Origin of the sequence: Duganella sp. 1224 (genome assembly GCF_013408245.1) — a bacterium.
In the GTDB taxonomy this organism is placed as follows: domain Bacteria; phylum Pseudomonadota; class Gammaproteobacteria; order Burkholderiales; family Burkholderiaceae_D; genus Rugamonas.
Genome location: NZ_JACBYS010000005.1, coordinates 233,634 through 256,529, shown reverse-complemented (window position 1 = coordinate 256,529; position 22,896 = coordinate 233,634). Strand labels below are relative to the sequence as shown.

The following is a 22,896-nucleotide window of genomic DNA, read 5'->3' as shown; positions in this document are numbered from 1 at the left end:
CACCACGAAAAAAAAGCACGCAGACCAGCGTGCTTTTTTTTTCACCCCGACCGAAAGGGTCTGACCCCGTACGGGGTCAGACCCTGGCGCAGCGGTGTGCGGGGTAAACGGGTGCCATCCGCCGCCAAGGCGTTCTTTACCTGAATTTTCATTTCCCATCCCACCCGTAATGCGGCAACCCCGCCGCTTGCGGCTACACTATGCCGATGGGACTGTTCTCTCTCTTCAAGAAAGCCGACACGCTGCCGCCGCTCACCGACGACGAGCAGGCGCGGCTGGCCGCCAACAGCGAACTGGAACGCCAACACCTGCAGGCCCGCCAGCGCGAACTGGCCCGCGCCACCGCCATGAAGATCGACGCCATCGAGTCGGCCATGGAAGCCGACATCTTCAACCTGCCCGAGCCCGCCTGGGGCAGCCAACGCCCCCCCCGTCCCGTCGCGGCCACCACCGCCGGCGATGCGGTCGCCACCACCCTGCTGCTGACCGAAGCGCTGCCGCTGGCCCAGGCCGACGACCACGCGTCGGCGGTCGACGAAATCGCCATTCTCTATGCCAACGGCCAGGCCGCCGTGGCGCAGCAGATGCTGCTGGCGGCGGTGGCCGACAACAACCGCCTCAACAGCGACCGCAGCGCCTGGTGGATGCTGTTCGATCTGTACCAGGTGAGCGGCCAGCAGGACGCCTTCGACAACCTGTCGATCGACTACGCCAGCACCTTTGAAACCTCGCCGCCGCCGTGGCAAGCGCCGGCCGCGCTGGCCGCCGCCTCGCCGGACTGGGCCGGCCTGACGCCAACCGTCGCGCTGTCCGGCCTGCTGGACGCCGGCATCGCGCCCCAGCTCGACCGCCTGCGCCAGCAGGCCGACGCCAGCCCGGTGCTGCGGCTGGAATTCAGCCGCGTGACGGCGGTGGACGCCGCCGGCTGCGCGCTGCTGCTGGCGACGCTGCGGCAGTTGCAGGCCGGGCAGCGCGAACTGATCCTGGTCGGCGCGCCGGCGCTGGCCACGCTGCTGCGCAACGGCATCGCGGTCGGCCGCCGCGACGACGGCGAGGCGCCCTGGCTGCTGCTGCTGGAACTGCTGCAACTGCAGAACCGCGAAAAGGAATTCGAACACGCGGCCATGGACTACTGCGTGACGTTCGAGGTATCGCCCCCCTCCTTCACGCCGCCGCACAAGGTGGCCATGGCGCCGGCACAACACCTGTCGTCGTCGCCCGACCGCTTTATGTTGCCTCCCGTCATAGAACATCAACTGGGCCCTTTACTGCCGGCGATCCGGCAGTATGCTGATGAGTATGCAGCGCTGGTGTTCGACTGCTCGCGCCTGACCCGCATCGACTACCCCAGCGCCATCCAGCTGCACGGCGTGCTGCAGGCGATGGCCGACGCCCAACCGGGCCGCCACATCGCCTTCCGCGACGTCAATCACCTGGTGACCGCGTTGCTGCGGCTGCTGGGTTTTGCCACGTTGGCAAGAATCTACGCCCACAAGTACTAGCTTGCAATTTCGCTTTCCAGCCCCACTTTTCGGTCTTGACGCAGTCTGCATCATTACTTTGAGGTAACTATGGAACAATTTCACGGCACCACCATCCTGTGCGTGCGCCGCGGCAAGCAAGTCGCGCTGGGCGGCGACGGCCAGGTCACGCTGGGCAATATCGTCATGAAGGGCACGGCCCGCAAGGTACGCAAGGTCTACCAGGGCAAGGTCCTGGTCGGCTTCGCCGGCGGCACCGCCGACGCCTTCACCCTGCTGGACCGCTTTGAAGGCAAGCTGGAAAAACACCAGGGCAACCTGCTGCGCGCCTCGGTCGAACTGGCCAAGGACTGGCGCACCGACCGCGTGCTGCGCCGCCTGGAGGCGATGCTGCTGGTGGCCGACGCCGACTCGACGCTGGTCATCACCGGCAACGGCGACGTGCTGGAACCGGAGGACGGCGTTGGCGCCATCGGCTCCGGCGGCACCTATGCGCAATCGGCCGCCAAGGCCCTGGTCGAGAACACGGAACTGTCGCCGGCGGACGTCGTCAAAAAGTCACTGACCATCGCCGGTGAACTGTGCATCTACACCAATCTGAACCACATCATCGAGACACTGGACCCAGCATGAACATGACTCCGCAAGAAATCGTCGGCGAACTCGACAAACACGTGGTGGGCCAGGGCAAGGCCAAGAAGGCGGTCGCCATCGCGCTGCGCAACCGCTGGCGCCGCCAGCAGGTCGAGGAGCCGCTGCGCCACGAGATCACGCCGAAAAACATCCTGATGATCGGCCCCACCGGCGTCGGCAAGACCGAGATCGCGCGCCGCCTGGCCAAGCTGGCCGACGCGCCGTTCATCAAGATCGAGGCCACCAAGTTCACCGAGGTGGGCTATGTGGGGCGCGACGTCGACACCATCATCCGCGACCTGATCGACATCGGCGTCAAGCAGACCCGCCAGGCCGAGATGGCCAAGGTGCGCGCGCGCGCCGAGGACGCGGCCGAGGACCGCGTGCTGGACATCCTGCTGCCGCCGGCGCGCGACTTCGGCTTCACGCCGTCGGGCACGGAAACGCCGAAGGACGACAGCACCCGCCAGACCTTCCGCAAGCGCCTGCGCCAGGGCGAGCTGGACGACAAGGAGATCGAGATCGAACTGGCCGAGGCCGGCCCGCAGATGGAAATCATGGCGCCGCCCGGCATGGAGGAAATGACCGAGCAGATCAAGACCATGTTCTCCGGCATCGGCGCCCAGCGCAAGAAGGCGCGCAAGGTCAAGATCAAGGAAGCCATGAAGGTGCTGATCGACGAGGAAGCCGCCAAGCTGGTCAACGAAGACGAGATGAAGCAGAAGGCCATCCAGAACGTCGAGCAGAACGGCATCGTGTTCCTGGACGAGATCGACAAGATCGCCTCGCGTTCGGAAGTGGGCGGCGCCGACGTCTCGCGCGCCGGCGTGCAGCGCGACCTGCTGCCGCTGGTGGAAGGCACCACCGTCAACACCAAGTACGGCATGATCAAGACCGACCACATCCTGTTCATCGCCTCGGGCGCCTTCCACCTGGCCAAGCCGTCGGACCTGATTCCCGAGCTGCAGGGCCGCTTCCCGATCCGCGTGGAACTGGAGTCGCTGTCGATCGCCGACTTCGAGCGCATCCTGACCAGCACCGACGCCTGCCTGACCAAGCAGTACGAGGCGCTGCTGGCCACCGAGAACGTCAAGCTGGAGTTCGCGCCGGACGGCATCAACCGCCTGGCGGAGATCGCCTACTCGGTTAACGAGCGCACCGAAAACATCGGCGCCCGCCGCCTGTACACGGTGATGGAAAAGTTGCTGGAAGAACTGTCGTTCACGGCGACCGAAGACAGCGGCAAAACCATCGTGGTCGACGCCGCCTACGTGAACGCGCGCCTGGACGCGCTGGCGGTCAACGAAGACCTGTCGCGCTACGTGCTGTAAGGGCAGTCCAACCGTCAGCGGGCGCCGGGGGTGGCGCCCGCTCTCGGGTTATCGTTTCAAAAGCCGACCGACACGCCGGTCGACACCATCGTGTGATCGACGTTATCCCGGACGCCGAGCTTGACCTGCGTGTAACCGACATCGGCCCGCAGCCGCACGTTCTCGCTCAGCGCATACGAAGCGCCCAGACTGGTCAGCGGCGCCACCTTGGCATAACTGCCGCCAGGCTCGCTGCCCGGCCGGCCCACATCGGCATGGTTGTAGGCCACGCCTACCCTGCCGGCCAGCGCCACCCGGTCAGTCACTTTCAGCATCGGCGCCCACGCCAAGGCGGCACCTACCACCCGCGCTTCGCGCTGGAAGGTGTAGCCATGGCTGCTCCGGTCAGCGCGAAAGCGCATTTTGTACAACTGCGCTTCGGCCGCGTTGACCAGCTCCATGCCCAACAATTGCGCAGTGCCGAGCTGGTAGCCGAGATAGACGCGGCCATTGCCGCCCACCTGCGTATGATTGCCACCGGTACCCACATCGAAGCCGGCGTACCATGCTTGATCGTCGGCGCTGGCGCAACCGCAAGCGCCCAGCGCGATCATCCCTGCAACAAGTAACTTCATCACATCCTCCAGAAAGTCTAGAAGCCGTACCCCACGCCCACGGAATACATATTGACGCTGGTCTTGTCGCCGGCGCCCAGCTTGACCGGCACGTGCAGCCAGTCGCCATGCAGCGACCAGTGCTTGTCCAATGCGTACGACAGGCCCAGGCCGTAATTCACGCCAACGCGGTTATGCCGCACGCTGCCATTCGCGCCATAGTTGTCCAGTCCGGTCATGGTGGCGTACTGCACGCTGCTGCGCGCGAGGCTCAGGCCGACCTTGCCCCGCAGCGACAGCCCCTGCGTCAACTCCAGTCCCGACACATAATTCAGCGAGCCACCATAGACCTTGCTTTTACCGTTGAGATAAAACGAATCAGCGGCCTGAATCACGCTGCGCGCGTGGCCAAAACCAAATGCGCTGAGTTCCAGCGCATGCGTATTGCGAAGGTCAAACAAAGGGCTGCTGCCCAGCGTGTAGCCGCCATACAGGCGTCCGCTGAAATCGCCACGGTCATCGCAGTCGTTCGCCGTCGGGCAACGCAAGTCCTTGTATTGGCTGCTGACGCCAAGATCGGCGCCGAGGTAGTACGGCGAGGTTTCCTGCGCCCGTGCGCTGCAGGCGGCCAGCAGCAACAAACCACCTGCAAGTTTCAATGTACAAGACATGATTTCCTGGCGTTGAAGTGAGTCCTGGTGCCGCCCCTTCTGCGAGGGGCGACGCATTGCAGTGTGCTACACAGCAGACTCATGTACTAATTGATTATTCCAAGCGCAGGTTTTCAGACCGTCGGGTATCGTGCTACGATACCTTGATATCTTTGCAAGGCTGACATATGAGTTCACCGGAATTGCTGTTGCAAGTGCTGCGGACGCAGATGCGCGCCGCTGGCGTCACCTACAAAATGCTGGCCGAGCGCATCTCGATGAGCGAATCGAGCGTCAAGCGCATGTTTGGCCAGCAAGACATGTCGCTGTCGCGGCTGGCGCAAATCTGCAAGGCCGCCAACATCCCGCTGGAAGACGTGCTGCGCGGCGCCGCCGACGCCACGCCGCAGGCCGACTGCCTGACGCTGACCCAGGAAAAATCGCTGCTGGCCAATCCCCACCTGCTGCTGATGGCGATCTGCTGCCTCGGCCACTGGACGCTGGAGCAGGTGCTGGAAACCTACGAGCTGACCGAGCCGGAATGCATCGTCCTGCTGGCCGAGCTGGACCGCCTTGGCCTGATCGAACTGAAGCCGCTCAACCGCTACCGCCTGCGCGTGTCGAACGCCTTCCGCTGGCTGCCGGACGGCCCGGTGCAGCAATTCTTCCGCGCGCACGCGGTGCACGACTATTTCAGCGGCAGCTTCGACGGCGCCGGCGAGACGCTGCTGTGCCTGCCGGCGCGGCTGTCGCTGCCGAGCGCACAGGAACTGGTCGGCCGCATCCAGCAACTGGCCGGCGAACTGGCGCGCCTGCACCAGGGCGACCGCCGCCTGGCGCCAACCGAACGCGACGGATTTACATTGCTGGTAGGATTCCGCTCCTGGGAATTCGCAGCGTTCACCGCGCTGCGCCGTACAGCACCAAGCAAACCGACATGAAAATCGCAACCATCATCAGCCTGGCCGGCACTGTCACCAGTGCCGGCATCTTCACCGCGCAAAAACAATGGGTGCTGGCCGCCGCCTTCATCCTCATGACCCTCTACACCGTGCTCGACAAAGTCTTCCGCATCGGCGCCATTCCACCGATGGTGGTGGACGCCTTTCCGCTGGTGGCGCTGGTGCTGATCCTGTACGAAGTGCTGCGCAAGGTCGTGGCCAAATAATGGCGCGGCGGGTCGCAGGGCTGCTGTGCGCCGCGCTGCTGACGGCACCCGTGGCGCGCGCCGCCGACTGGGTGGCGTTCCGCTGGACCGGCCCGCACGCTTTTCCGCATGCCGCAGTGCTGTTGCCGGCCAGGGTCGATGGCATGGACTGCTATGTACAGCTCGACACCGGCGCCAATGGCCGCTTCATCCCCGCCGGGCGTGCCGACGCCACCGATACGCCAGCGCGCGAAGTGACGGTCAGCGTGGCTGGCCACAGCGTCAAGGCCAGCGTGCCGCAGGTGCTACTGGTGGCGCTGTCCAGCGACGGCCATCGCCGCGCCGGCACGGTGGGCAACGGTTTCTTCGAAAACGGTACGCTGACGTTGGATCTGCGGCACGCGCGCGTTTCCTACAGTGACGACGCGCTGCTGCGCGACGACAGCGACGCCGCGCCCATCACCTACGTGCGTCATGAAGGCTGGGAAGGTGGCCACATCACCGTGCCGATCACGCTGCCCGGAGAGCCGCAGCAGCAGGCGCTGTTCGATACCGGCGCCGCGCTGTTCACCTTTGCGCCGCTGCGGCAATCGCTGTATGAGGCACTGCGCAGCGCGGAGAGCCGGCCACTGACTGCATCCAGCTGGGGCGAGGACATCGGCTGCGACATCAGCCCACTAACCACACCGCTGCGGGTCAGCCAGTACACGCTGGATAGCGGCGTGCTGGGTCACTGCAGGAAGGCCGTCGACATTGGCGTGCCGATCGCCGGCATCGTTGGCCTGGGCGGCTTTGCCGACCGGACCATCACCATCGATTACCCTTCGCGCAAATGGAAGGTCACCAGATAGGACCGAGGAACAGATAGGCGCTGCTGTTGCCGCCCTTGGTGGTGCCGGCGCCGAAGTACAGCGGCCCGAATCGCGTATCGACGGCGATGAAGCCGCTGGCCGAGTTTTTCAGTTTCCCCCAACGCAGCGGGTCCTGCGGACTATACGCGCCGCCGGCTTCCAGCGAAAAGCCGAGCCGCACATCGCCGCCCAGCGCGGCCGGCATGGCGCCGATGCTGCGCGCCATCACCACCCGCCCCAGCACCGTGCGGCTGCCCACCACCGAATCCGGCGTGGTGCCGGACAGGCGCAGGAAGCCGCCCAGATTGTTGTCCGACGCCCCGCCCTGGCTGCGCGCCCACTCCGCATACACGTGGCCCGCCCAGCGCCCGGTGTGGAACGCCTCCATCCCCTTCACTTCCTGCCGCGCCGGTACCGCCGCCGTGGTGCCGCCACTGTGCAGGGCGCGTTGCCATTCGAGGTTGAACAAGGTGCCGCGCGTCGGGAAGGCGATCGTATCCAGCGTATCGACATTGAAGCTCAGCGCCTGCACCGTCTGCGACACATGCTGCCGGTTCAAGTCTTCCGGAATGATGAAGTGCGCGTTGCTGTTGGTGCGCGCCACCGCGTAGCGCAGATCGCCCCAGCGGCCCAACTGGCGGCCCATGGCGATGGCGGCCGACGTGGCGTCGTAGGCATAGCGCGACTGGCGCAGGCCGTAGTTGTTGAAGATGTCGCTCGCGCCGGACGAATACTCCAGCGTCGGCGCAACATACCACTGCGAGCCGGCGCCCAGCGGCTGCCAGAACTGCGTATTCAGCACCCGCGCCGTGCCCACGCGCGCGGTGGTGCGCAGCTCCGCGCCCCAGTCGTTGAGCGACGACAGCACGTGCAGCGCCTTGATCTCGAAGGCGTTGTTCTCGCTGAAATCACTATTCAGCTCCAGGCCCACGCGCAGGCGGCTGTGCGCCCAATCGGCCTCGGTCGGCTTGATCAGCACACTGCGGCCGCTCTCGTCGTCGCGCACCTCGGTTTCCACGCGCGCCAGGTCGCCACGGCCGAACAACTGGTTGCCGGCTGCCGTGGCCTGCTCGCTGGTGACCAATTGGCCGATCCGCAGGCCGGACTGCACTTCCAATTCCTTCGGATTGATGCGGCCACTCGGCGCCACTTCCAGCTTGGCCAGCCGCACCGGCTGGTCGATCGCCAGCGGCGCCGACAGGCGCTTTACCTCATACGCCGCATACTGCGCCTCCGGCAGCGCAAGCTTGACCAGTTGCTCGCTCATGGCGCGCACCGCCGCCTCGCCCTCCTTCATGGCGCGGTCGTAACGGCCGAAGTCGAGGAAGCCGATGCCGCCCAGATTCGGCTGCACCAGGATATCGTTCGGCCGCAATTCCTTCAGCGAGCGCTGAACGTTTTGCTCGGTCAGGATCTGCAGCATCTGCTGCGCCACGCTGACCGCGCTGACCAGTTCCTTCTCCGGCGCCAGCGGCGTGCCGACGTTGACGGCAATGATGATGTCCGCGCCCATTTCGCGCGCCACGTCGACCGGCAAGTTGCGCACCAGGCCACCATCCACCAGCAGGCGCTGATTGACGCGCACCGGCGCGAACACGCCCGGCACCGCCAGCGAGGCGCGCATGGCCAGGAACAGCGGCGCGTCGCTCAGCTCCACCAGCTCCCCGGTCACCAGGTCCGAGGCGATGGAGCGGAATGGCAGTTGCAGCAGATTGGCCGGCTTGTCGCGCGCGCCGGCCGGCAGCACGCTGGTCAGCGCCAGCTCCAGCGCCTCGTTGCCGGCGGCGGCCGGCGGCAGCGACACGCCATCTTCGTGCACGCCGAATTCAATCCGCGACGGCAGCAGCAGGTCTTCCTCGCGGCGGCGATAGATCAGCTCATCGCGCGGCGGACGGTCGGCCACCACGGCGTTCCAGTCGGTACGGCGCACCAGCTGCTCGAGCTGCTCGACCGAGCTGCCGGCCGCATAGGCGCCACCCACCACGCTGCCCATGCTGGTGCCGACCACGAAGTCCACCGGCACGCGCAGCTCCTGCAAGGCGCGCAGCACGCCGATGTGGGCGAAGCCGCGCGCGCCGCCGCCGGACAGCACCAGCGCAATCTTCGGCCGTGGCTTGATGCTGGCATCCGGCGCCACCGAGGTGGCACCAGGCTGCTGCGACGCCGGCGCTGGCGCCGCGAGTGCGGCAGACAAGAAAAAGCCGCAGCATAAAGCTGCGGCCAGTGTGCGGATGGAAGCCATGGGCTTGTCCTACTGACGATCGTTGGAGGGAATGGACGGAATCCCCATCGGCGCGATGGGTCGCTGCGAGCCGTTTTGCGATTGCGCCGGCACCTGGGGCTGGGCCTGTACCGCCGGCTGCGGCATCGACGGCGTCGACGGCAGCGGTTGCGCCGCCGGCTGCGGCTGCACCGGCATCGCTTGTACCCCCGGCGGGCTGGCCATGCCTGGTTGCGCCGCCATGCCCGGCATACTGGCCGGCCCGCTGGACACGCCCACATCGCTCGGCAGGTCGACCCGCTTGTTCACGCCGCCCTCGGACAGGATCACGTGCTTGGCATGGACTTCCTTCACCGTCACGCCCGGCACTACTTCCTTGCCGATGGCGATGGCCAGCGCCGGCTTGTTATCCACCGAGATGATGGCCGCGCTGTCGTCGCCGCGCGCCGCCACCACGCCTTTCAGCTGGTAGTTGCTGACCGCCGCCACCACCACCTGACCGCCGAACAGGCCCTTGGCGGCGTCCAGGTTGATGCCCAGCGGCGCGGGCGGCGGCGGCGCGGCAATCGCGCGCTGCTGCGGTTTGAACAATTGCAGTCCCCAGTAAGCCAGCGATGCCGACAACAGCACCACGGCGAGAACAGTAACGATTAAGGGCAAACGCTTCATGGTGTCCTTGTTGTATTCCTGACGATCAGCGTACCAGCTGATTGATTTCGATAATAGGCATCAGCACCGCCAGCACGATCAGCAGCACCACCACGCCCATGGCCAGGATCAGCGCCGGCTCCAGCAGGCCGGCGATGGTCAGCGTGCGGCGCTCCAGGTCGGCCTCCTGGGCGGCGGCTGCGCGGTCCAGCATGGCCGGCAGTTCGCCGGTGATTTCGCCGGCGCGGATCATGTGGATCAGCATCGGCGGGAAGTGCTTCTGCGCCGACAGCGCGCGCGCCAGGCTGACGCCTTCGCGCACGCCGTCGCTGGCCTCCTCCACCAGCTCCTGCATGGCGACGTTGTTGAGCGTATCGCGGCTGGTTTCCAGCGCGCGCAGGATCGGCACGCCCGAGCCGGTGGTGATCGCCAGCGTGCTGGCGAAGCGCGCGGTGTTCAGGCTGCGCTCAAACTTGCCGTACAGCGGCGCGGTCAGCAGCCAGGTGTGCCAGCGCCGCTTCAACGCCACGTTCTGCAACGCGCGCCGCCAGCCGAACCAGGCGCCGATCAGCGCGATGGCGACCACGATGCCGTAGTGGCGCACGAAGTCCGACACCGCCAGCATGACGATGGTCAGGAACGGCAGTTTCTGCTTGGTGTTGGCGAACACCGAGACGATCTGCGGCACCACATAGGTCAGCAGGAAGATCACGATGGAGAACGCCACCACCGTCACGATGGCCGGATAGGTGAACGCCAGCCGGACCTTCTGCATCAACGCGTTGCGCCGCTCGATGTAGTCGGCAAGGCGCGACAGCACGCGCGACAACTGGCCAATCTGCTCACCGGAGGCCACCAGCGCGCGGTAGATTTCGGCGAAGTCGCGCGGGTGGCGGCCCAGCACCACGGACAGCGCATCGCCGCCGATGACCTCCGAGCGCACCGACGCGATCAGGTCGCGCAGATACGGGCGCTCGGCCTGCTCCAGCAGCGCGGTGAAGGCCTGCTCCAGCGGCAGGCCGGCCTCCAGCAAACTGGCCAGCTGGCGCGTGAACAGCGCCAGCTCGGTCGAGGTCAGGCGCTCGCCAAAGCCGCGGCTTTTGGCCACGCCGGCGGCATCCACCTGCGCGGCGATGGCGTCGACCTTGAGCGGCACCAGTCCCTGCGCGCGCAGCTCGGCGCGGGCGGAACGTGCGCTGTCCGAATTGAGCACGCCTTTTTTGGTGGCGCCGCCGGCATCGACGGCTTCATAACGAAATGCGGGCATGGTGGTTCGCCTAGTCCTTGGTCACGCGCATCAACTCGGCCTGCGTGGTGACGCCTTGCGCCAGCCAGCGCTCGCCGTCGTCGCGCATGGTCTGCATGCCGTCACCGATGGCGGCGGCCTTGATCTCCGCCTCCGAGGCGCGGTTGTGGATCTGGGCGCGGATATGCTCCGTCGTCTCCAGGAATTCGTACACGCCCACGCGGCCCTGATAGCCGGTGTGGCCGCAATGCTCGCAGCCGACCGCGTGCCACTGCTGACCGTCGAAGGTCTTGCAGCTCGGGCACAGCTTGCGCACCAGGCGCTGGGCCAGCACGCCGAGCAGCGTGGACGACAGCAGGAACGGCTCGATGCCCATGTCCAGCAGGCGGGTGACGGCGGCGGCGGCGTCGTTGGTGTGCAGCGTGGCCAGCACCAGGTGGCCGGTCAGCGAAGCCTGCACCGCGATCTGCGCGGTTTCCAGGTCGCGGATCTCGCCGATCATGATCACGTCCGGGTCCTGGCGCAGGATGGCACGCAGGGCCTTGGCAAAGGTCATGTCGATACGCGGGTTGACCTGGGTCTGGCCGACACCGGCCAGGTCGTATTCGATCGGGTCTTCCACCGTCATGATGTTGGTGGTGGAGGCGTTCAGCAGCGACAGGGCGGCGTACAGCGTGGTGGTTTTACCGGAGCCGGTGGGACCGGTTACCAGCACGATGCCGTGCGGCTGGTTGATCATGGCGTCGAACTTCGGCAGCATGGTGTCGCTCATGCCAAGGTGGTTCAGGTCGAGGCGGTTGGCTTCCTTGTCCAGCAGACGCAGCACCGCGCGCTCGCCGTGGCCGGTCGGCAGCGTCGACACGCGCACGTCCACCGGCTTGCCGCCGATGCGCAGCGTGATGCGGCCATCCTGCGGCAGGCGCTTTTCGGCGATGTCCAGTTGCGCCATGATCTTGATACGCGAGATCAGCGAGCCGTGGATGGCCTTGCGCGGACGGACGATGTCGCGCAGCGTGCCATCGACGCGGAAGCGCACCACCGAGGTCTGCTCGAACGGCTCGATGTGGATATCGGAGGCGCCGTCGCGCAGCGCCTGCGTCAGCAGCGCGTTGATCATGCGGATCACCGGCGCGTCGTCGGACGATTCCAGCAGGTCCTCGATGGCCGGCACGTCCTGCAGCAGCTTGGTCAGATCGAGGTCGGCGTCAAATTCCTCCGCCACCATGGAGGCGTTGCCGCCCGAACTGGCGTAGGCGGCGGCGATGGCGGTTTCCAGGTCGGCGCGCGTCATGTGCTTGAGCTGAATGCGGCCGAAGCGGCGCGACACCTCGGCGATGGCGGCCGGCGCGGTGGCGCCGCACATCAGCACGTCGACGGTGTTTTCCGCGTCCTCGCTGGGCTGGGCCAGCACCACGAAATCGCGGGCAAAGGCGTAGGGGAGTAGATTGCTCATATCACTGTTGCGGTTGCGCCGCTGGCTGGAGGTTGGAGGCGCCGCCCGGCAAACGGGCCGGCAGCGGCGCCGGCGGCACCGGCGCGGCCACCGCGCCGCCGCTGACCGGGGCGCCGTTCTGCAGTTGCGGCAGCAGCGGCTGGCCCAGGTCCTTGACCAGCGCGCCTTCCGGCGGGGCGATGTTCTCCTGCTGGCCGCGCATGTAGTCGTAACGGTCGGTGGCCAGGCTCACGCTCTGCTCCTTGCTGCGGATGACCACGGGACGCAGGAACACCATCAGGTTGGTCTTCTTGCGGGTGCGGCTCTGGTACTTGAACAGATTGCCCACCACCGGCAGGCTGCCCAGGCCCGGCACCTTGTCGGTGCCATCGCCCTCGGTGTCCTCGATCAGGCCACCCAGCACGATGATCTGGCCATCGTCGGCGATGACGTTGTTCTCGATGACACGGTTGTTCAGCGTGATGCCGGAAGCGGCGGTCAGCGTCGACTTGTCGACGCTGGAAGTCTCGTGATAAATCGCCAGCTTGATGGTGCCGCCTTCCGAAATCTGCGGGCGCACCTTCAGCGTCAGGCCCACGTCCTTGCGGTCGATGGTCTGGAAGGGATTGCTGTTGGTGCCGGAGGTGGTGGTGAACTGGCCGGTCAGGATAGGCACGTTCTGGCCGACGCGGATGGTGGCCAGCTCGTTATCCAGCGTGATCATGTTGGGCGTGGACAGGATGTTGGCGTTGGCGTCCGACTCCAGCGCGTGCGCCAGCAGGCCCAGGCCGGTCTTGTTGAACAGGCCGAGCGAGATGCCGTTGCTTGGCAGGACCGTGCCCTTGCCGGCGTAGATCGAGGTCAGGTTGTTGTTGGTGCCGCCGGTGGTGAACGACTGCAGCACGCCCACGCGGGTGGAGCTGTTGGAATTGCCGGAGGCGCCCAGCCACTGCACGCCAAACTCGGACGCCTTGTCCGACGTGACCTCGACGATCAGCGATTCGATGTAGACCTGGGCGCGGCGCACGTCCAGCTGGTCGATCACCGCGCGCAGATTGCGGTACACCGATTCCGGCGCGGTGATGATCAGCGTGTTGGTGGTGGCGTCGGCCTGAATGAAGCCGGCCGTGCCGCCGCCGCCCTGCTGCTGCGTGTTGTTGTTACCGGTCAGCAGAGGATTGGTCGGGCCGGAGTTGGAGCTGCCGGAGCCGCTGGTGCTGCTGTTGTTCAGATTATTATTGAAGCTGCTGTTGCCGCCGCTATTCTGCGTGTTGCTACCGGTGCCGGTATTGGAGCCGCTGTTGGTCTGCGCAGTGTCGCCGGAGACCACCGAGCGCAGCGTCTGCGCCAGCTTGGTCGCTTCCGCGTTTTTCAGGTAGACCACGTGCACATTGCCCAGCTCCTGGGTCGGCTGATCCAGCTTGGCGATCAGCGACTTGGCCAGGTTGGCGCGCGCCAGCGACGGTGCGCGCAGGATCAGCGAATTGGTGCGCGGATCGGCCAGCACCGACACCTTGCCGGCATCGCCGGCACCGGCGCCGCCGCCGGAACCGTCCAGCAGCTTGTTGATCATCGCCGCCAGGTCGCTGGCGATGGCGTAGCGCACCGGGATCACATCCAGGTCGGTGACGGCCGGCGTGTCCAGCGCGGCGACGATTTTCGCCAGGCGCTTGACGTTGTCAGCGTAGTCGGTCACCACCACGCTGTTGTTGCCAGGGTTGGCGTTGACCGTGTTATTGGGCGAGATCAGGGGACGCAGCACCGTCACCACGTTGGCCGCCGACTCGTAATTCAGGTGGAAGATCTGGCTGACGATCTGGTCGCCCTTGGCGGCCGGCTGCGAGCCCACCTGCGTGGGGCTGGCCTGCAGCTTGGCGTCCGCCTCCGGCACCACCTTGGCGAAGCCGTCGCCGCTGACCACCGCGTAGCCCTGCAGGCGCAGCGCGGAGGTCAGCAGGCTGAATGCCTGCGACTTGGTCACCGGTTTTTCCGACACCACGGTCAGCGTGCCTTTCACGCGCGGGTCGATGACGAAGGTGATGTTGGTGTAGTGCCCCACGGCCTTGATGACCGACTCGATGTCGGCGCCGACGAAATTCAGCGCGGCGTCGTCCGCGGCGGCCTGCGCCAGCGTCGGCGCCAGCAGCAGCGCGGCGGTGGGCGCGGCGCTGATCGCGCAGCACAGCATCGCACCCGCGCTCAGGCGGCGCAGCGCGGGAAGACGGGATTTGCTAACGGACTGTTTTTTCATGGTCGGACTTTAAATTAGTGGAACTCTAATGCGATGACGTTACGGTCGCTACCTGGCTTGCGCTGGCCCAGCAAATTCAACAGATTGGCCAGCGTCTCTTCGTATCCTTGTGCTGCCTCGGCCTGCCCGGAGAACTGCAGGCGGCCGTTGTTCAAACTGCCCTGGCCACTCAGCAGCAGCGGCCCTTTGACGGAACTGAGCGCGAGCTGCGCCTGCTGGCCGTGCCAGTCCAGCGCCAGCGCATAGCTGCCCAGCGGCCGGATCGACGACAGCCGCGAGGCCATGTCGCTCATTTCCAGCGTGGTGCGGCCATTGACGCTGGCCTGGCGGTTTTCCAGCGCCAGCTCCAAACCGGTCCACGACAGCCGCATGGTGCCGCTCGGCGCCAGCGTGTTGAGCGGCGCGCCCAGGCCGGACAGGCCCTCGGCCGGCAGCAGCAGCGCCGACGGGCTCAGTTGCCAGCGCGACCAGCTGCCGCGGAAGGTCACCGGCTGCGCCAGCGCGTCCGGGTTCTCCAGCTGCAGCTCGACCATGCCGATCAGCGACAGCGGCGAAATCTTCCAGCTGAAGCGCCCCGGCAGCAGCGGCGTGACCGGGCTGTTGTTGCCGGCCGCGCCGCCAATGAAGGCCGAACCGCGCCACAGCGTACCTTGCGCATCCCCCAGCGTCAAACGGCCGCCGGTGCGCGCTTCGACGATGGAACCGAGCCACGCCGCCGGAAAGAATACCAGCAGCGTGATGGCCATCGTCAGCGCGACAGTCAGCAACCATAGCACGGCGCGTTTCATCGGACTCCCTGGCGCAGCGTCAGCGTGGCGTTGACCACGCCCGGCGCGTCCTGCGCGGTAAAGCTGGCGTCCACCACGTTGATGCGGCTCTCGGTGCGGATCGCGTCCAGCCAGGCCACGATGCCGGCGTACTGCGCGCCGTTGAACTGCAGCTTGGCGTATTCGCCGGTGACGTTGAGCGACTGCGGATTGAGGCCGCGCGCGGACAGGCCGGCATTCAGCGTCTCGCGCGTCATCGGCGTCGGCGCGATGGTGTTCTGGCCTTGCAGCGCCTGCGCCTCGCGCGCCATCACCTGCATTTCTGCGGCCTGCTGGTGCAGCTGCGGCAGTTCCTTGTGCAGCCGCGCGGCGCCGTCCATCGCCGGGCCGATGGCGATGCTGTAGAACAGCGCCAGGCCGACAACGATGCCGCCGATACGCAGCAGCTTGCGTTCCTGCTCGGTGCGCACCTGCCAGAAGGCGTCGGCGCGCGCGCGCAGCGTGTTCAATGGATTCGGCTTGCTCATGATTTTCCTCCAGCGGTGAGCGGCTGGATTTTCCATGCGCCCGGCGACGGTTCCTGCATGTCCAGCTTGCGGCCGGCCAGCGCGCCGCGCAGCTGCTGCACGGCGGCGCCGTCCACGGTGTTCGGCTTGATCTTGACCAGCAGCGCGCGGTCCTTGTACTCCAGCGAAGCGATGATGTCCTTGCGCGGCAACACGTTCAGCGCCTCGCCAAAGCCGGCGCTGAGGGTGACGAATTCGTCGCCGCCCGCCTCGCCGCTATTGGCCTTGGCCAGGCCGATGTTGCGGCGCATCTGGTCCATCGGCGCCACCCGCAGCGGCTCGTTCGGGTAGACCGACTTGAAGGTCTGGATCATCGACAGGCTGACCGCCTGCGCTTCGCGCTTGAGGCGCATCCATTCGATGTTCAGGCCCACCACGTTGACCAGCACCGCCAGCGCAGCGATGCGCAGCGGCCAGCGCCAGCGCTGCCAGGCGCGCGCCGAGGCGCCGGTGTTGCCCAGCGCCGGCGCCAGGTCCAGGCCGGCGCCGCGCGCGCCGGCCACCCAGTGCGCCCAATGGTCGTCCTCCAGCGTCAGGTGCGGGATGTCGGCGGCCAGCGGCGCCAGTTGCGCCCTCTGCGCGGCCGACACGTACAGCGTGACCGGCTGCTCGCCGGCCAGCGCGCGCAGCGTCTGCAACGCGGCCTGCGGCTGCGCCGGCAGCGTCATGCCCAGGCCCTCGAATTGCGACTGGCGCAGCACCAGGTCGAAGCCGGCGTCGCCAGCCACCAGCGCGGCCGACACGGCGCCCGGCTGGAACGGCAGGCACAGTTGCGACGGCACCACCGACACCGCCTGCGCGCCCTGCGCCAGCAGCGCCTTGACCAGCACCTCCAGCCACGCGCGCTGCACCACGGCCACGCTGCGCATGCCGTCATCGTCGGCGGCGGTGGCGGCCAGCACGCAGTCGGCCGGATCGCCCAACACCTGCTCCTCCACCAGCGCCGGCAGCGCCGCCTTCAGTTTGGCGCCCGACAGCGGCGGCGTTTTCACGCGCAGCAGCGCGGTGTCCGACGCCGCCAGCAGCAGCGTCACGCGGCGCGCGGCGGCCACCATGGCGCCCAGGTTGCCCAGCGGCGCCGCGCCCTGCTGCAGCAGATTGCCGCCGTCGCCCACCAGCGCGAACGCGCAGGTCTGGCCGGCGCCGCTGTCGACGCTGGCCTTGGCCGGATAGCGGATAATTAGTGTAGTCAAAGGATCTCGCTTTCGTTCATCGCTGTTCTAGTATTCCCGTATCCAGGCCACCGTGGTGGTCGGCACCCGCCCCGGCCGCGCCAGCAAGGCCTGCGTTTCCAGCGTCGCCCGGTCGAGTTTTACCCGGCTGTAGGCCAGGAAGTAATCGCTGCGCACATCATACGGCACAAACACCTGCTTGCCGGACATCTGCGCCGTGCCGGTGAAGTCGGCCTTCTGGCGGTAGTACACGGTCTTGCGGGCGTTGACCATGGCCGCCGCTTCCGACAGCGACAGTTGCGGCACCAGCGCCGACAGCAGCTCGGCCGGCGCGGTGTTGACGTTGATGTTGGTCCCGTTGGTGGGCAGCACGATCACATAGTCCCGCAGCTGGTCGATGGCCGGCGGCGTGAAGCCGCTCACCGCCAGCAGGTCTTCCGCCCGCACCAGCTCCATCGGCTCGTCGGTGGTGGCCTGCTTCTGCTGCAGCGGCAGCGTTTGCGAGCGCGCCACCAGGTCGGCCACGCCCTGCGCCAGGCCGGGGTCCAGCCGCAGATTGGTCAGCAGCTTCTGGAACACGGCCAGCTGGTTCGGATCCACCTGCTTCGACGCGGCCAGGTTGGCGAGATTGTAGCGCGACTGCGCGTCCGTCATGCGGCCGGACAGCGTGGCGTCGAAATTTTCGCCCTGCAGGCGTTCGCGCTCGACATAGTCGTCCAGCCGCGTTTCCTCCAGCGGCGTGGCCCACACGCCGTTCAGCTGCGTGATGTTGGGCGAGTCCATCACGTCCTGGTTCAGAATCAGCCGGCTCAGGTCCAGCGCGCCGCGCAGGATCCAGCGCGTTTGCAGTTGCAGGCGCTGGTTCTCCATCGAGCGCACCTGCACCTGCTGCTGCCAGAACAGGCTGGCGACGATGGTCACCGCCAGGGTGGTCAGCAGCAGCGCGGTGATCACCGCGACCCCGCGTTGGCGCCGCAGCTTCATAGCGCCCCCAGCAGGAAGGACTTGATCAGCGGGACCTGCTGGCCGCGCAGCGTCAGCGCCACTTCCAGCCCGGTCGGCAGGCCGGCCACGCCGGCGCTGGAGACGCCGGCCGCCGCCACCCAGCCGCCGGCGTTGGCGGGGGTGGGCGCCGCGCCGGCCGCCGCCGACGGCACCCACAGGCGCATGTTCATGCTCTGCACGTTGGACTGCAGCGCCACCGCGCTGTTGGCGTCGGCCGTGTCGGTGTCGCTGAGCGCCGCCTGCCACAGGCTGTCGAGCTGCGTCAGCTCGCGGGTGGCGTTCGATTCGCGCCGCGTCAGCACGCCGTCGGCGTTCACGCGGTAGGACACCACCTGCAGCCGCGTGGGCTGGTTCTCGGCCATTACCACGCGCACCAGCGTGACGCGGTTGTCTTCGGCCTGGATGAAGGCGCGGCGGTGCAGCAGCGCGCTGCCGGCCAGGTTTTCGCAATCGCTCTGCAACTGCGCGAAGGCCAGTTGCAGGCCGCGGGTCTGCTCCATGTCGCTGGTCAGCGTCACGCGCGAGCGGATGATGCTGTCCAGCCCACGCCAGCCCAGCACCGCGATGATGGCCAGGATGGAAATGGCCAGCAGCAGTTCGATCAGCGTGAAGCCACGCGCGCGCGCGGTCATGAATTCAGCACCAGTTGGACCAGCTTGATGATGCGGCGCTCCGGATGGCTGGCCTCATACACGCTGACCTCCACCCGGCGGAAACGCGGATTGGGGCTGGCGATGACTTCTTCCTCGCACACCAGTGGCAGGTCGCCCTGCGGGCATTCAAAGGTGGTCTTGCCGATCGGCGGGAACACGCGCGACAGGCGCAGTTGCACCAGCCGGTTCTCGGCCGACCAGGTGGCCATCATGTTGGCGCGCAGGCCGTCACTGTTGCCGGTCAGGCTGCCGACTGCGCGCAGCGAGGCGATCAGCGCCGTGGCCACGATCATCAGCGCGACCAGCACTTCCAGCATGGTGAAACCGCGAGAGGAACGGCGCATGGTCAGTCCACCGTGAAGTGGCCGATGCCGTCGGCGCGGATGGCGACCGTGGTGCCGTCGCTGGCGGCCATGGTCAGCACGAAGGGTTTGTCGACCGGCTCGCGGCCGAAGACGATGCGCAGGTTGGCGTCCTGCAGCGCCGGCGCCGGGTCCAGCAGCAGCGTCACCGGGGCGTTCTTGAATTCGCGCTCGCGCAGCAGGTCGTCCTGCACTACCTGCTCCCATTGCTTGTTGTCGTTGCGGATCATGAAGCGGTAGCTGTCGCTGCCCGCCTCAAAGGCGATCTGGCGGTTGCGCACGATGGCCTCGTCGCGCGCCAGTTGCAGCAGCAACGCGATGCGCCTGGCATCCTGCTGCATGGCCTGTTTCTGGCCCGGCATGGCGCTGAGCGACACCAGCCCCAGCGTGATGCCCAGGATGACCATCACCACCAGCAGTTCGATCAGCGTGAAGCCACGCTGGCCGGCGCGCATGATCCCGCGTCCCGTCTGTGATCAGTTTTCCCAGGAACCGATGTCGGCGTCGTCGCCCGTGCCGCCCGGCTGGCCGTCGGCGCCGTAGGAGAACACGTCCACCTCGCCCTTGATGCCCGGCGACAGGTACTGGTACGGATTGCCCCACGGGTCCTTCGGCATCTTCTCGACGTAGCCGCCGGCCTTCCAGCCGTTGGCGGCCGGGCCGCTGGTCGGCTTTTCGATCAGCGCCTGCAGGCCCTGCTCGGTGGTCGGGTAGCGCTGGTTATCCAGCTTGTACAGCTTGAGCGCCTGCATGATGGTGGCGATATCGACCTTGGCGGCGGCCACTTTCGACTCGCCGGCGCGGTTCAGCAGCTTGGGCACCACCAGCGCGGCCAGCACGCCCATGATGACCACCACCACCATGATTTCGATCAGCGTAAAGCCGCGTTGCAGGCGTTGCGCGGCGCGGCGGCGAAGTGTGAGCTTTTTCATAATTTGATAACAAATTCAAAGAGTGCAGAGTATAAGGCGGAATCAGGGCGATGGCGATATCTACTTACTCAGTCGCGCTTGCGGGCGCTGGCGTCGATGCGGGCACGGGCACCGTCGTTGCTGCCGCCGTAGTCCGCCGTCGCCGGCGCGGTGGCGGTCATCACCTTGGGGGCGTCGGCGACGAAGGGCGCGATGCCCAGCGCCGCGTCGATCTCGCGCGGGTAGATCAGGAAGCCGCGCGTGATCACCGCCGCCACCTTGCGCACGTCCTCGATGTTCTTGGTCGGGTCGCCGTCCACCAGCACGATGTCGGCCAGCTTGCCCGGCGTGATGCTGCCGCGCTCATTGCTGGTGCGGGTGTAGCGCGCGCCGTTGCGGGTGGCCACCTGCAGCGCCTGCGCCGGCGTCAGCCCGGCCTTGACCAGCAGCGCCAGCTCCGAGTGCAGCGTAAAGCCGGGAACGTCGTCGGTGCCGGCCACGATCGGCACGCCGGCCTTGTACATGATGCCGACGAATTGCACCATCTTGGCGTACGACTTCTCGTAGCGCTTCAGTTGGGCGTCGCCTTCGATCTTCATGGTGCCTACCTTGAAGCCGCGCGCCACGTCCGGCGGCATGTGCGACGCCACCGCCGCATACGGCTCGTTCATGTCGCCGTCGCGCTGCTTGAGGAAGGCGAAGGTGGCCATGGTCGGGTCGATGGAAATCTGCTTCTTCGCCAGGTAGGCGACGAAGTCCTTGACCGGCCTGGAATTGAAGTCCAGGTCCGCCACCTTCTCGGCCGGCAGCACGAAGCGGTTGAGATTACGGGTTTCGGTGTCCGGCTTGACCAGGAAATTCAGCAGCACCTGGTTGATGTGCTGGATTTCGTCGTAGCCGGCGTCCAGCGCCTCCTGCGCGCGCAGCCCGGCCGGAATGTGGCCCGAGACGCGCATGCCGCGGCTGTGCGCATACGCCACCGTCTCCTTCAGGATGGCTTTCGGGAACGAGTTATAGATCTTCAGCTGCGGATAGCCGCGCTCCGCGTACCAGTCGATGGCCTCCTTGGCCTGCTTCAGGTCCTTGATGACGAAGCCGTTGTTGGCGCTGTACGGGCTTTCGCCCTCCAAAAAGCCGGCCGGCACCACCTGCGGCGCCAGCAGCTTGCCGGCGGCGGTTTCGTCCAGCATGGCCTGCAGCTGCTTGTTGTCGTTGCCCATGTCGCGCACGCTGGTCACGCCGGTGGACATATTCAGCGCGCCGCCCCAGCGGTCCACGTGGCCGTGCAGGTCGAACAGGCCAGGCAGCACGATGCGGCCGGCGGCATCGATGGTGTTGTCGGCCTCGCGCACCGGCGAGCCGGCCGGCAGCACGGCGGTGATGCGGCCGCGCAGCACGTAGATGTCCGACGGCTGGCCGACGCTGGCCTTGTCGCTGTCGAAGATGCGGGCGTTGCGCACCACCGTCAGGCCGGTGAGCGGGTGCTGCAGCTTGTCGGCCATGGCGGTCAGCAGCTTCTGTTCGGCCGTTTTCTGGCGCGCGGCCAGCGTGGCGGTGGCGCCCTGCCAGCCCTCTTCCAGCATGCTGGCGAAGCCGGGGATGATGACGCCGAACAGGCGCGGTTGCGCATCGGCGGTGGCCCAGTAGAACGAGGGCGACAGGCCGACGCCGGTCTGCGCCAGCAGGCGCACGGTCTGTTTCTGGCCGGCCGCGCTGGTGACTTCCACGCGGTCCAGCTCCTGCTGCGACAGGGTGCCCGATGGCAGCAACGGCAGCTTGCCGTCCGGCGCTTTCGCCAGCGCGGCAATGGCAATCGACTCCACTTCGAATGAGCTGTTCAGCGGCAGATAGGCGGCCGGACCACTGACGGTTTTCTGGCCCTGCTCGGAGGTCGACTTCCACTGCGCCTGGTCGCCCTGGCGGCTGAACTGCTCGTCGACCACGGCGCCGAAGGTGGAGTTGCCCTTGACCGCGTACTCGGTCATGGTGCCGTCCGCCCCCAGGCGGAACTGCTCGGTCAATTCCGGGCCGCGGCCATTGTCCTTGTAGATGAAGCGCACCTTGGTCAGGCCGTCGTCCTCGCGCGTGACGACCTGCTCGCCGATCTGCTTCTGGTTTTCCGCGATGATCAGGTACCTGGTGGTGGTGGCGGCGTGCGCGGCGAAGGCGGCGGCTAAAGCGAACGGCAGGACGGCAAGTCGTTTCATCGGTTTCCTTGGTTAAGTGTGAGCGGCGCACACCGGGCAGGCGCCGTTGCGGGCGACGCCGATGCTGGTCCATTCCATGCGCAGGCCATCGAGCATCAGCAGGCGGCCGGCCAGCGAGGTGCCCACGCCCATCAGCAGCTTGAGCGCCTCGGCCGCCTGCATGGCGCCGACCACGCCCACCAGCGGCGCGAACACGCCCATGGTGGAACAGGCCACGTCCTCGAACTTCTGGTCCTGCGGGAACAGGCAGGAGTAGCACGGCTGCGCGCCGCCGCGCGGATCGAAGACGCTGATCTGGCCGTCGAAGCGGATCACGGCGCCGGACACCAGCGGTGTATTCGCCGCCACGCAGGCGCGGTTCACCGCGTGGCGGGTGGCGAAGTTGTCGGTGCAGTCCAGCACCACGTCGGCGTCGGCCACCAGCTGCGCCAGGCGGGCGTCGTCCACGCGCTCGTTCAGCGCGGTGACGGTGATCTCGGGATTGATCTGCTGTAGCGTGAGGCGCGCCGATGCGGCCTTGGACTGGCCCACGCGTTCGGTGGTGTGGGCGATCTGGCGCTGCAGGTTGGTCAGGTCGACGGTGTCGTCATCGACCAGCGTGATGCGGCCGACGCCGGCCGACGTCAGGTACATGGCGGCCGGCGAACCGAGGCCGCCGGCGCCGATCACCAGCGCGTGCGCATCGAGCAGCGCCTGCTGGCCCTCGATGCCGATTTCGTCGAGCAGTATGTGGCGCGAGTAGCGCAGCAGTTGTGAGTCGTCCATCGTC

General features: G+C 66.9%; 23 protein-coding genes. 6 read left to right on the top strand and 17 right to left on the bottom strand.

What is annotated here, in order from left to right; translation table 11 throughout:
- Positions 1-200 precede the first annotated feature (200 nt).
- The 3 genes from FHW58_RS21225 (at position 201) to hslU (ending at position 3,445) form a co-directional block, all read left to right on the top strand.
- On the top strand, positions 201-1,502 hold the full coding sequence (locus tag FHW58_RS21225) for an STAS domain-containing protein (RefSeq protein WP_229265428.1): 1,302 nt from the start codon (positions 201-203) through the stop codon (positions 1,500-1,502).
- A gap of 69 nt (positions 1,503-1,571) precedes the next feature.
- Entirely contained in the window at positions 1,572-2,114 is a 543-nt protein-coding gene (gene hslV / locus FHW58_RS21220) for an ATP-dependent protease subunit HslV (protein WP_179675163.1), read from the top strand.
- Positions 2,111-3,445 (top strand): ATP-dependent protease ATPase subunit HslU, encoded by a 1,335-nt coding sequence (hslU, locus tag FHW58_RS21215; protein WP_179675162.1) that lies wholly within the window; start codon positions 2,111-2,113, stop codon positions 3,443-3,445. Before hslV ends, hslU begins: the two co-directional genes overlap by 4 nt.
- 56 nt (positions 3,446-3,501) lie before the next feature.
- Here hslU and FHW58_RS21210 read toward each other — a convergent pair whose 3' ends face one another.
- Positions 3,502-4,059, bottom strand: a complete 558-nt coding sequence (locus FHW58_RS21210; protein ID WP_179675161.1) for an outer membrane beta-barrel protein — start codon at positions 4,057-4,059, stop codon at positions 3,502-3,504.
- A gap of 17 nt (positions 4,060-4,076) precedes the next feature.
- Positions 4,077-4,709, bottom strand: coding sequence for an outer membrane beta-barrel protein (locus tag FHW58_RS21205; protein WP_179675160.1), 633 nt, complete (start codon positions 4,707-4,709; stop codon positions 4,077-4,079).
- A gap of 167 nt (positions 4,710-4,876) precedes the next feature.
- On the opposite strand from FHW58_RS21205, the gene FHW58_RS21200 reads away from it, so the two are divergent.
- The 3 genes from FHW58_RS21200 to FHW58_RS21190 are packed head-to-tail and all read left to right on the top strand — an operon-like array spanning position 4,877 to position 6,686.
- The gene (locus FHW58_RS21200) at positions 4,877-5,629 is read left to right on the top strand and encodes a helix-turn-helix transcriptional regulator (RefSeq protein WP_179675159.1); all 753 of its coding nucleotides are present in this window, start codon (positions 4,877-4,879) and stop codon (positions 5,627-5,629) included.
- Positions 5,626-5,856, top strand: coding sequence for a hypothetical protein (locus FHW58_RS21195; protein ID WP_179675158.1), 231 nt, complete (start codon positions 5,626-5,628; stop codon positions 5,854-5,856). The genes FHW58_RS21200 and FHW58_RS21195 overlap by 4 nt, the downstream gene beginning before the upstream one ends.
- Positions 5,856-6,686, top strand: coding sequence for a hypothetical protein (locus FHW58_RS21190; RefSeq protein ID WP_179675157.1), 831 nt, complete (start codon positions 5,856-5,858; stop codon positions 6,684-6,686). Before FHW58_RS21195 ends, FHW58_RS21190 begins: the two co-directional genes overlap by 1 nt.
- Here FHW58_RS21190 and FHW58_RS21185 read toward each other — a convergent pair.
- The 15 genes from FHW58_RS21185 to FHW58_RS21115 form a co-directional block, all read right to left on the bottom strand.
- Positions 6,676-8,880, bottom strand: coding sequence for a patatin-like phospholipase family protein (locus tag FHW58_RS21185; protein ID WP_229265427.1), 2,205 nt, complete (start codon positions 8,878-8,880; stop codon positions 6,676-6,678). The genes FHW58_RS21190 and FHW58_RS21185 overlap by 11 nt on opposite strands.
- Before the next feature lie 57 nt (positions 8,881-8,937).
- The gene (locus FHW58_RS21180) at positions 8,938-9,576 is read right to left on the bottom strand and encodes a type II secretion system protein N (RefSeq protein WP_179675155.1); all 639 of its coding nucleotides are present in this window, start codon (positions 9,574-9,576) and stop codon (positions 8,938-8,940) included.
- A gap of 25 nt (positions 9,577-9,601) precedes the next feature.
- Positions 9,602-10,822: a type II secretion system inner membrane protein GspF gene (gene gspF, locus FHW58_RS21175; RefSeq protein WP_179675154.1), complete on the bottom strand. Its 1,221-nt coding sequence runs from the start codon at positions 10,820-10,822 to the stop codon at positions 9,602-9,604.
- A 10-nt stretch (positions 10,823-10,832) separates the two neighbouring features.
- Entirely contained in the window at positions 10,833-12,254 is a 1,422-nt protein-coding gene (gene gspE, locus FHW58_RS21170) for a type II secretion system ATPase GspE (RefSeq protein ID WP_179675153.1), read from the bottom strand.
- Between the two features lies 1 nt (position 12,255).
- On the bottom strand, positions 12,256-14,484 hold the full coding sequence (gene gspD / locus FHW58_RS21165; RefSeq protein WP_179675152.1) for a type II secretion system secretin GspD: 2,229 nt from the start codon (positions 14,482-14,484) through the stop codon (positions 12,256-12,258).
- Positions 14,485-14,498: 14 nt separating this feature from the next.
- Positions 14,499-15,272 carry a type II secretion system protein N gene (locus FHW58_RS21160; RefSeq protein WP_179675151.1) on the bottom strand — a complete coding sequence of 258 codons (774 nt, stop codon included), beginning with the start codon at positions 15,270-15,272 and terminating at the stop codon, positions 14,499-14,501.
- Positions 15,269-15,778, bottom strand: a complete 510-nt coding sequence (gspM, locus tag FHW58_RS21155; RefSeq protein ID WP_179675150.1) for a type II secretion system protein GspM — start codon at positions 15,776-15,778, stop codon at positions 15,269-15,271. Before gspM ends, FHW58_RS21160 begins: the two co-directional genes overlap by 4 nt.
- A complete protein-coding gene (gspL, locus tag FHW58_RS21150) occupies positions 15,775-17,010 on the bottom strand; it encodes a type II secretion system protein GspL (RefSeq protein WP_179675149.1) in 1,236 nt (411 codons plus the stop codon). Before gspL ends, gspM begins: the two co-directional genes overlap by 4 nt.
- Before the next feature lie 27 nt (positions 17,011-17,037).
- Positions 17,038-17,973 (bottom strand): type II secretion system minor pseudopilin GspK, encoded by a 936-nt coding sequence (gene gspK, locus FHW58_RS21145; protein WP_179675148.1) that lies wholly within the window; start codon positions 17,971-17,973, stop codon positions 17,038-17,040.
- Positions 17,970-18,626: a type II secretion system protein J gene (locus FHW58_RS21140; protein WP_179675147.1), complete on the bottom strand. Its 657-nt coding sequence runs from the start codon at positions 18,624-18,626 to the stop codon at positions 17,970-17,972. The genes gspK and FHW58_RS21140 overlap by 4 nt, the downstream gene beginning before the upstream one ends.
- Positions 18,623-18,991, bottom strand: a complete 369-nt coding sequence (gene gspI, locus FHW58_RS21135; RefSeq protein ID WP_179675146.1) for a type II secretion system minor pseudopilin GspI — start codon at positions 18,989-18,991, stop codon at positions 18,623-18,625. Before gspI ends, FHW58_RS21140 begins: the two co-directional genes overlap by 4 nt.
- 2 nt (positions 18,992-18,993) lie before the next feature.
- Positions 18,994-19,464, bottom strand: coding sequence for a type II secretion system minor pseudopilin GspH (gene gspH, locus FHW58_RS21130; protein WP_179675145.1), 471 nt, complete (start codon positions 19,462-19,464; stop codon positions 18,994-18,996).
- A gap of 21 nt (positions 19,465-19,485) precedes the next feature.
- Positions 19,486-19,941, bottom strand: a complete 456-nt coding sequence (gene gspG / locus FHW58_RS21125; protein ID WP_179675144.1) for a type II secretion system major pseudopilin GspG — start codon at positions 19,939-19,941, stop codon at positions 19,486-19,488.
- 68 nt (positions 19,942-20,009) lie between these two features.
- Complete coding sequence (locus tag FHW58_RS21120; RefSeq protein ID WP_179675143.1) at positions 20,010-22,127, bottom strand: amidohydrolase family protein; 2,118 nt, start codon at positions 22,125-22,127, stop codon at positions 20,010-20,012.
- Between the two features lie 12 nt (positions 22,128-22,139).
- Positions 22,140-22,892, bottom strand: a complete 753-nt coding sequence (locus FHW58_RS21115) for a HesA/MoeB/ThiF family protein (RefSeq protein WP_179675142.1) — start codon at positions 22,890-22,892, stop codon at positions 22,140-22,142.
- Between the last annotated feature and the right edge of the window lie 4 nt (positions 22,893-22,896).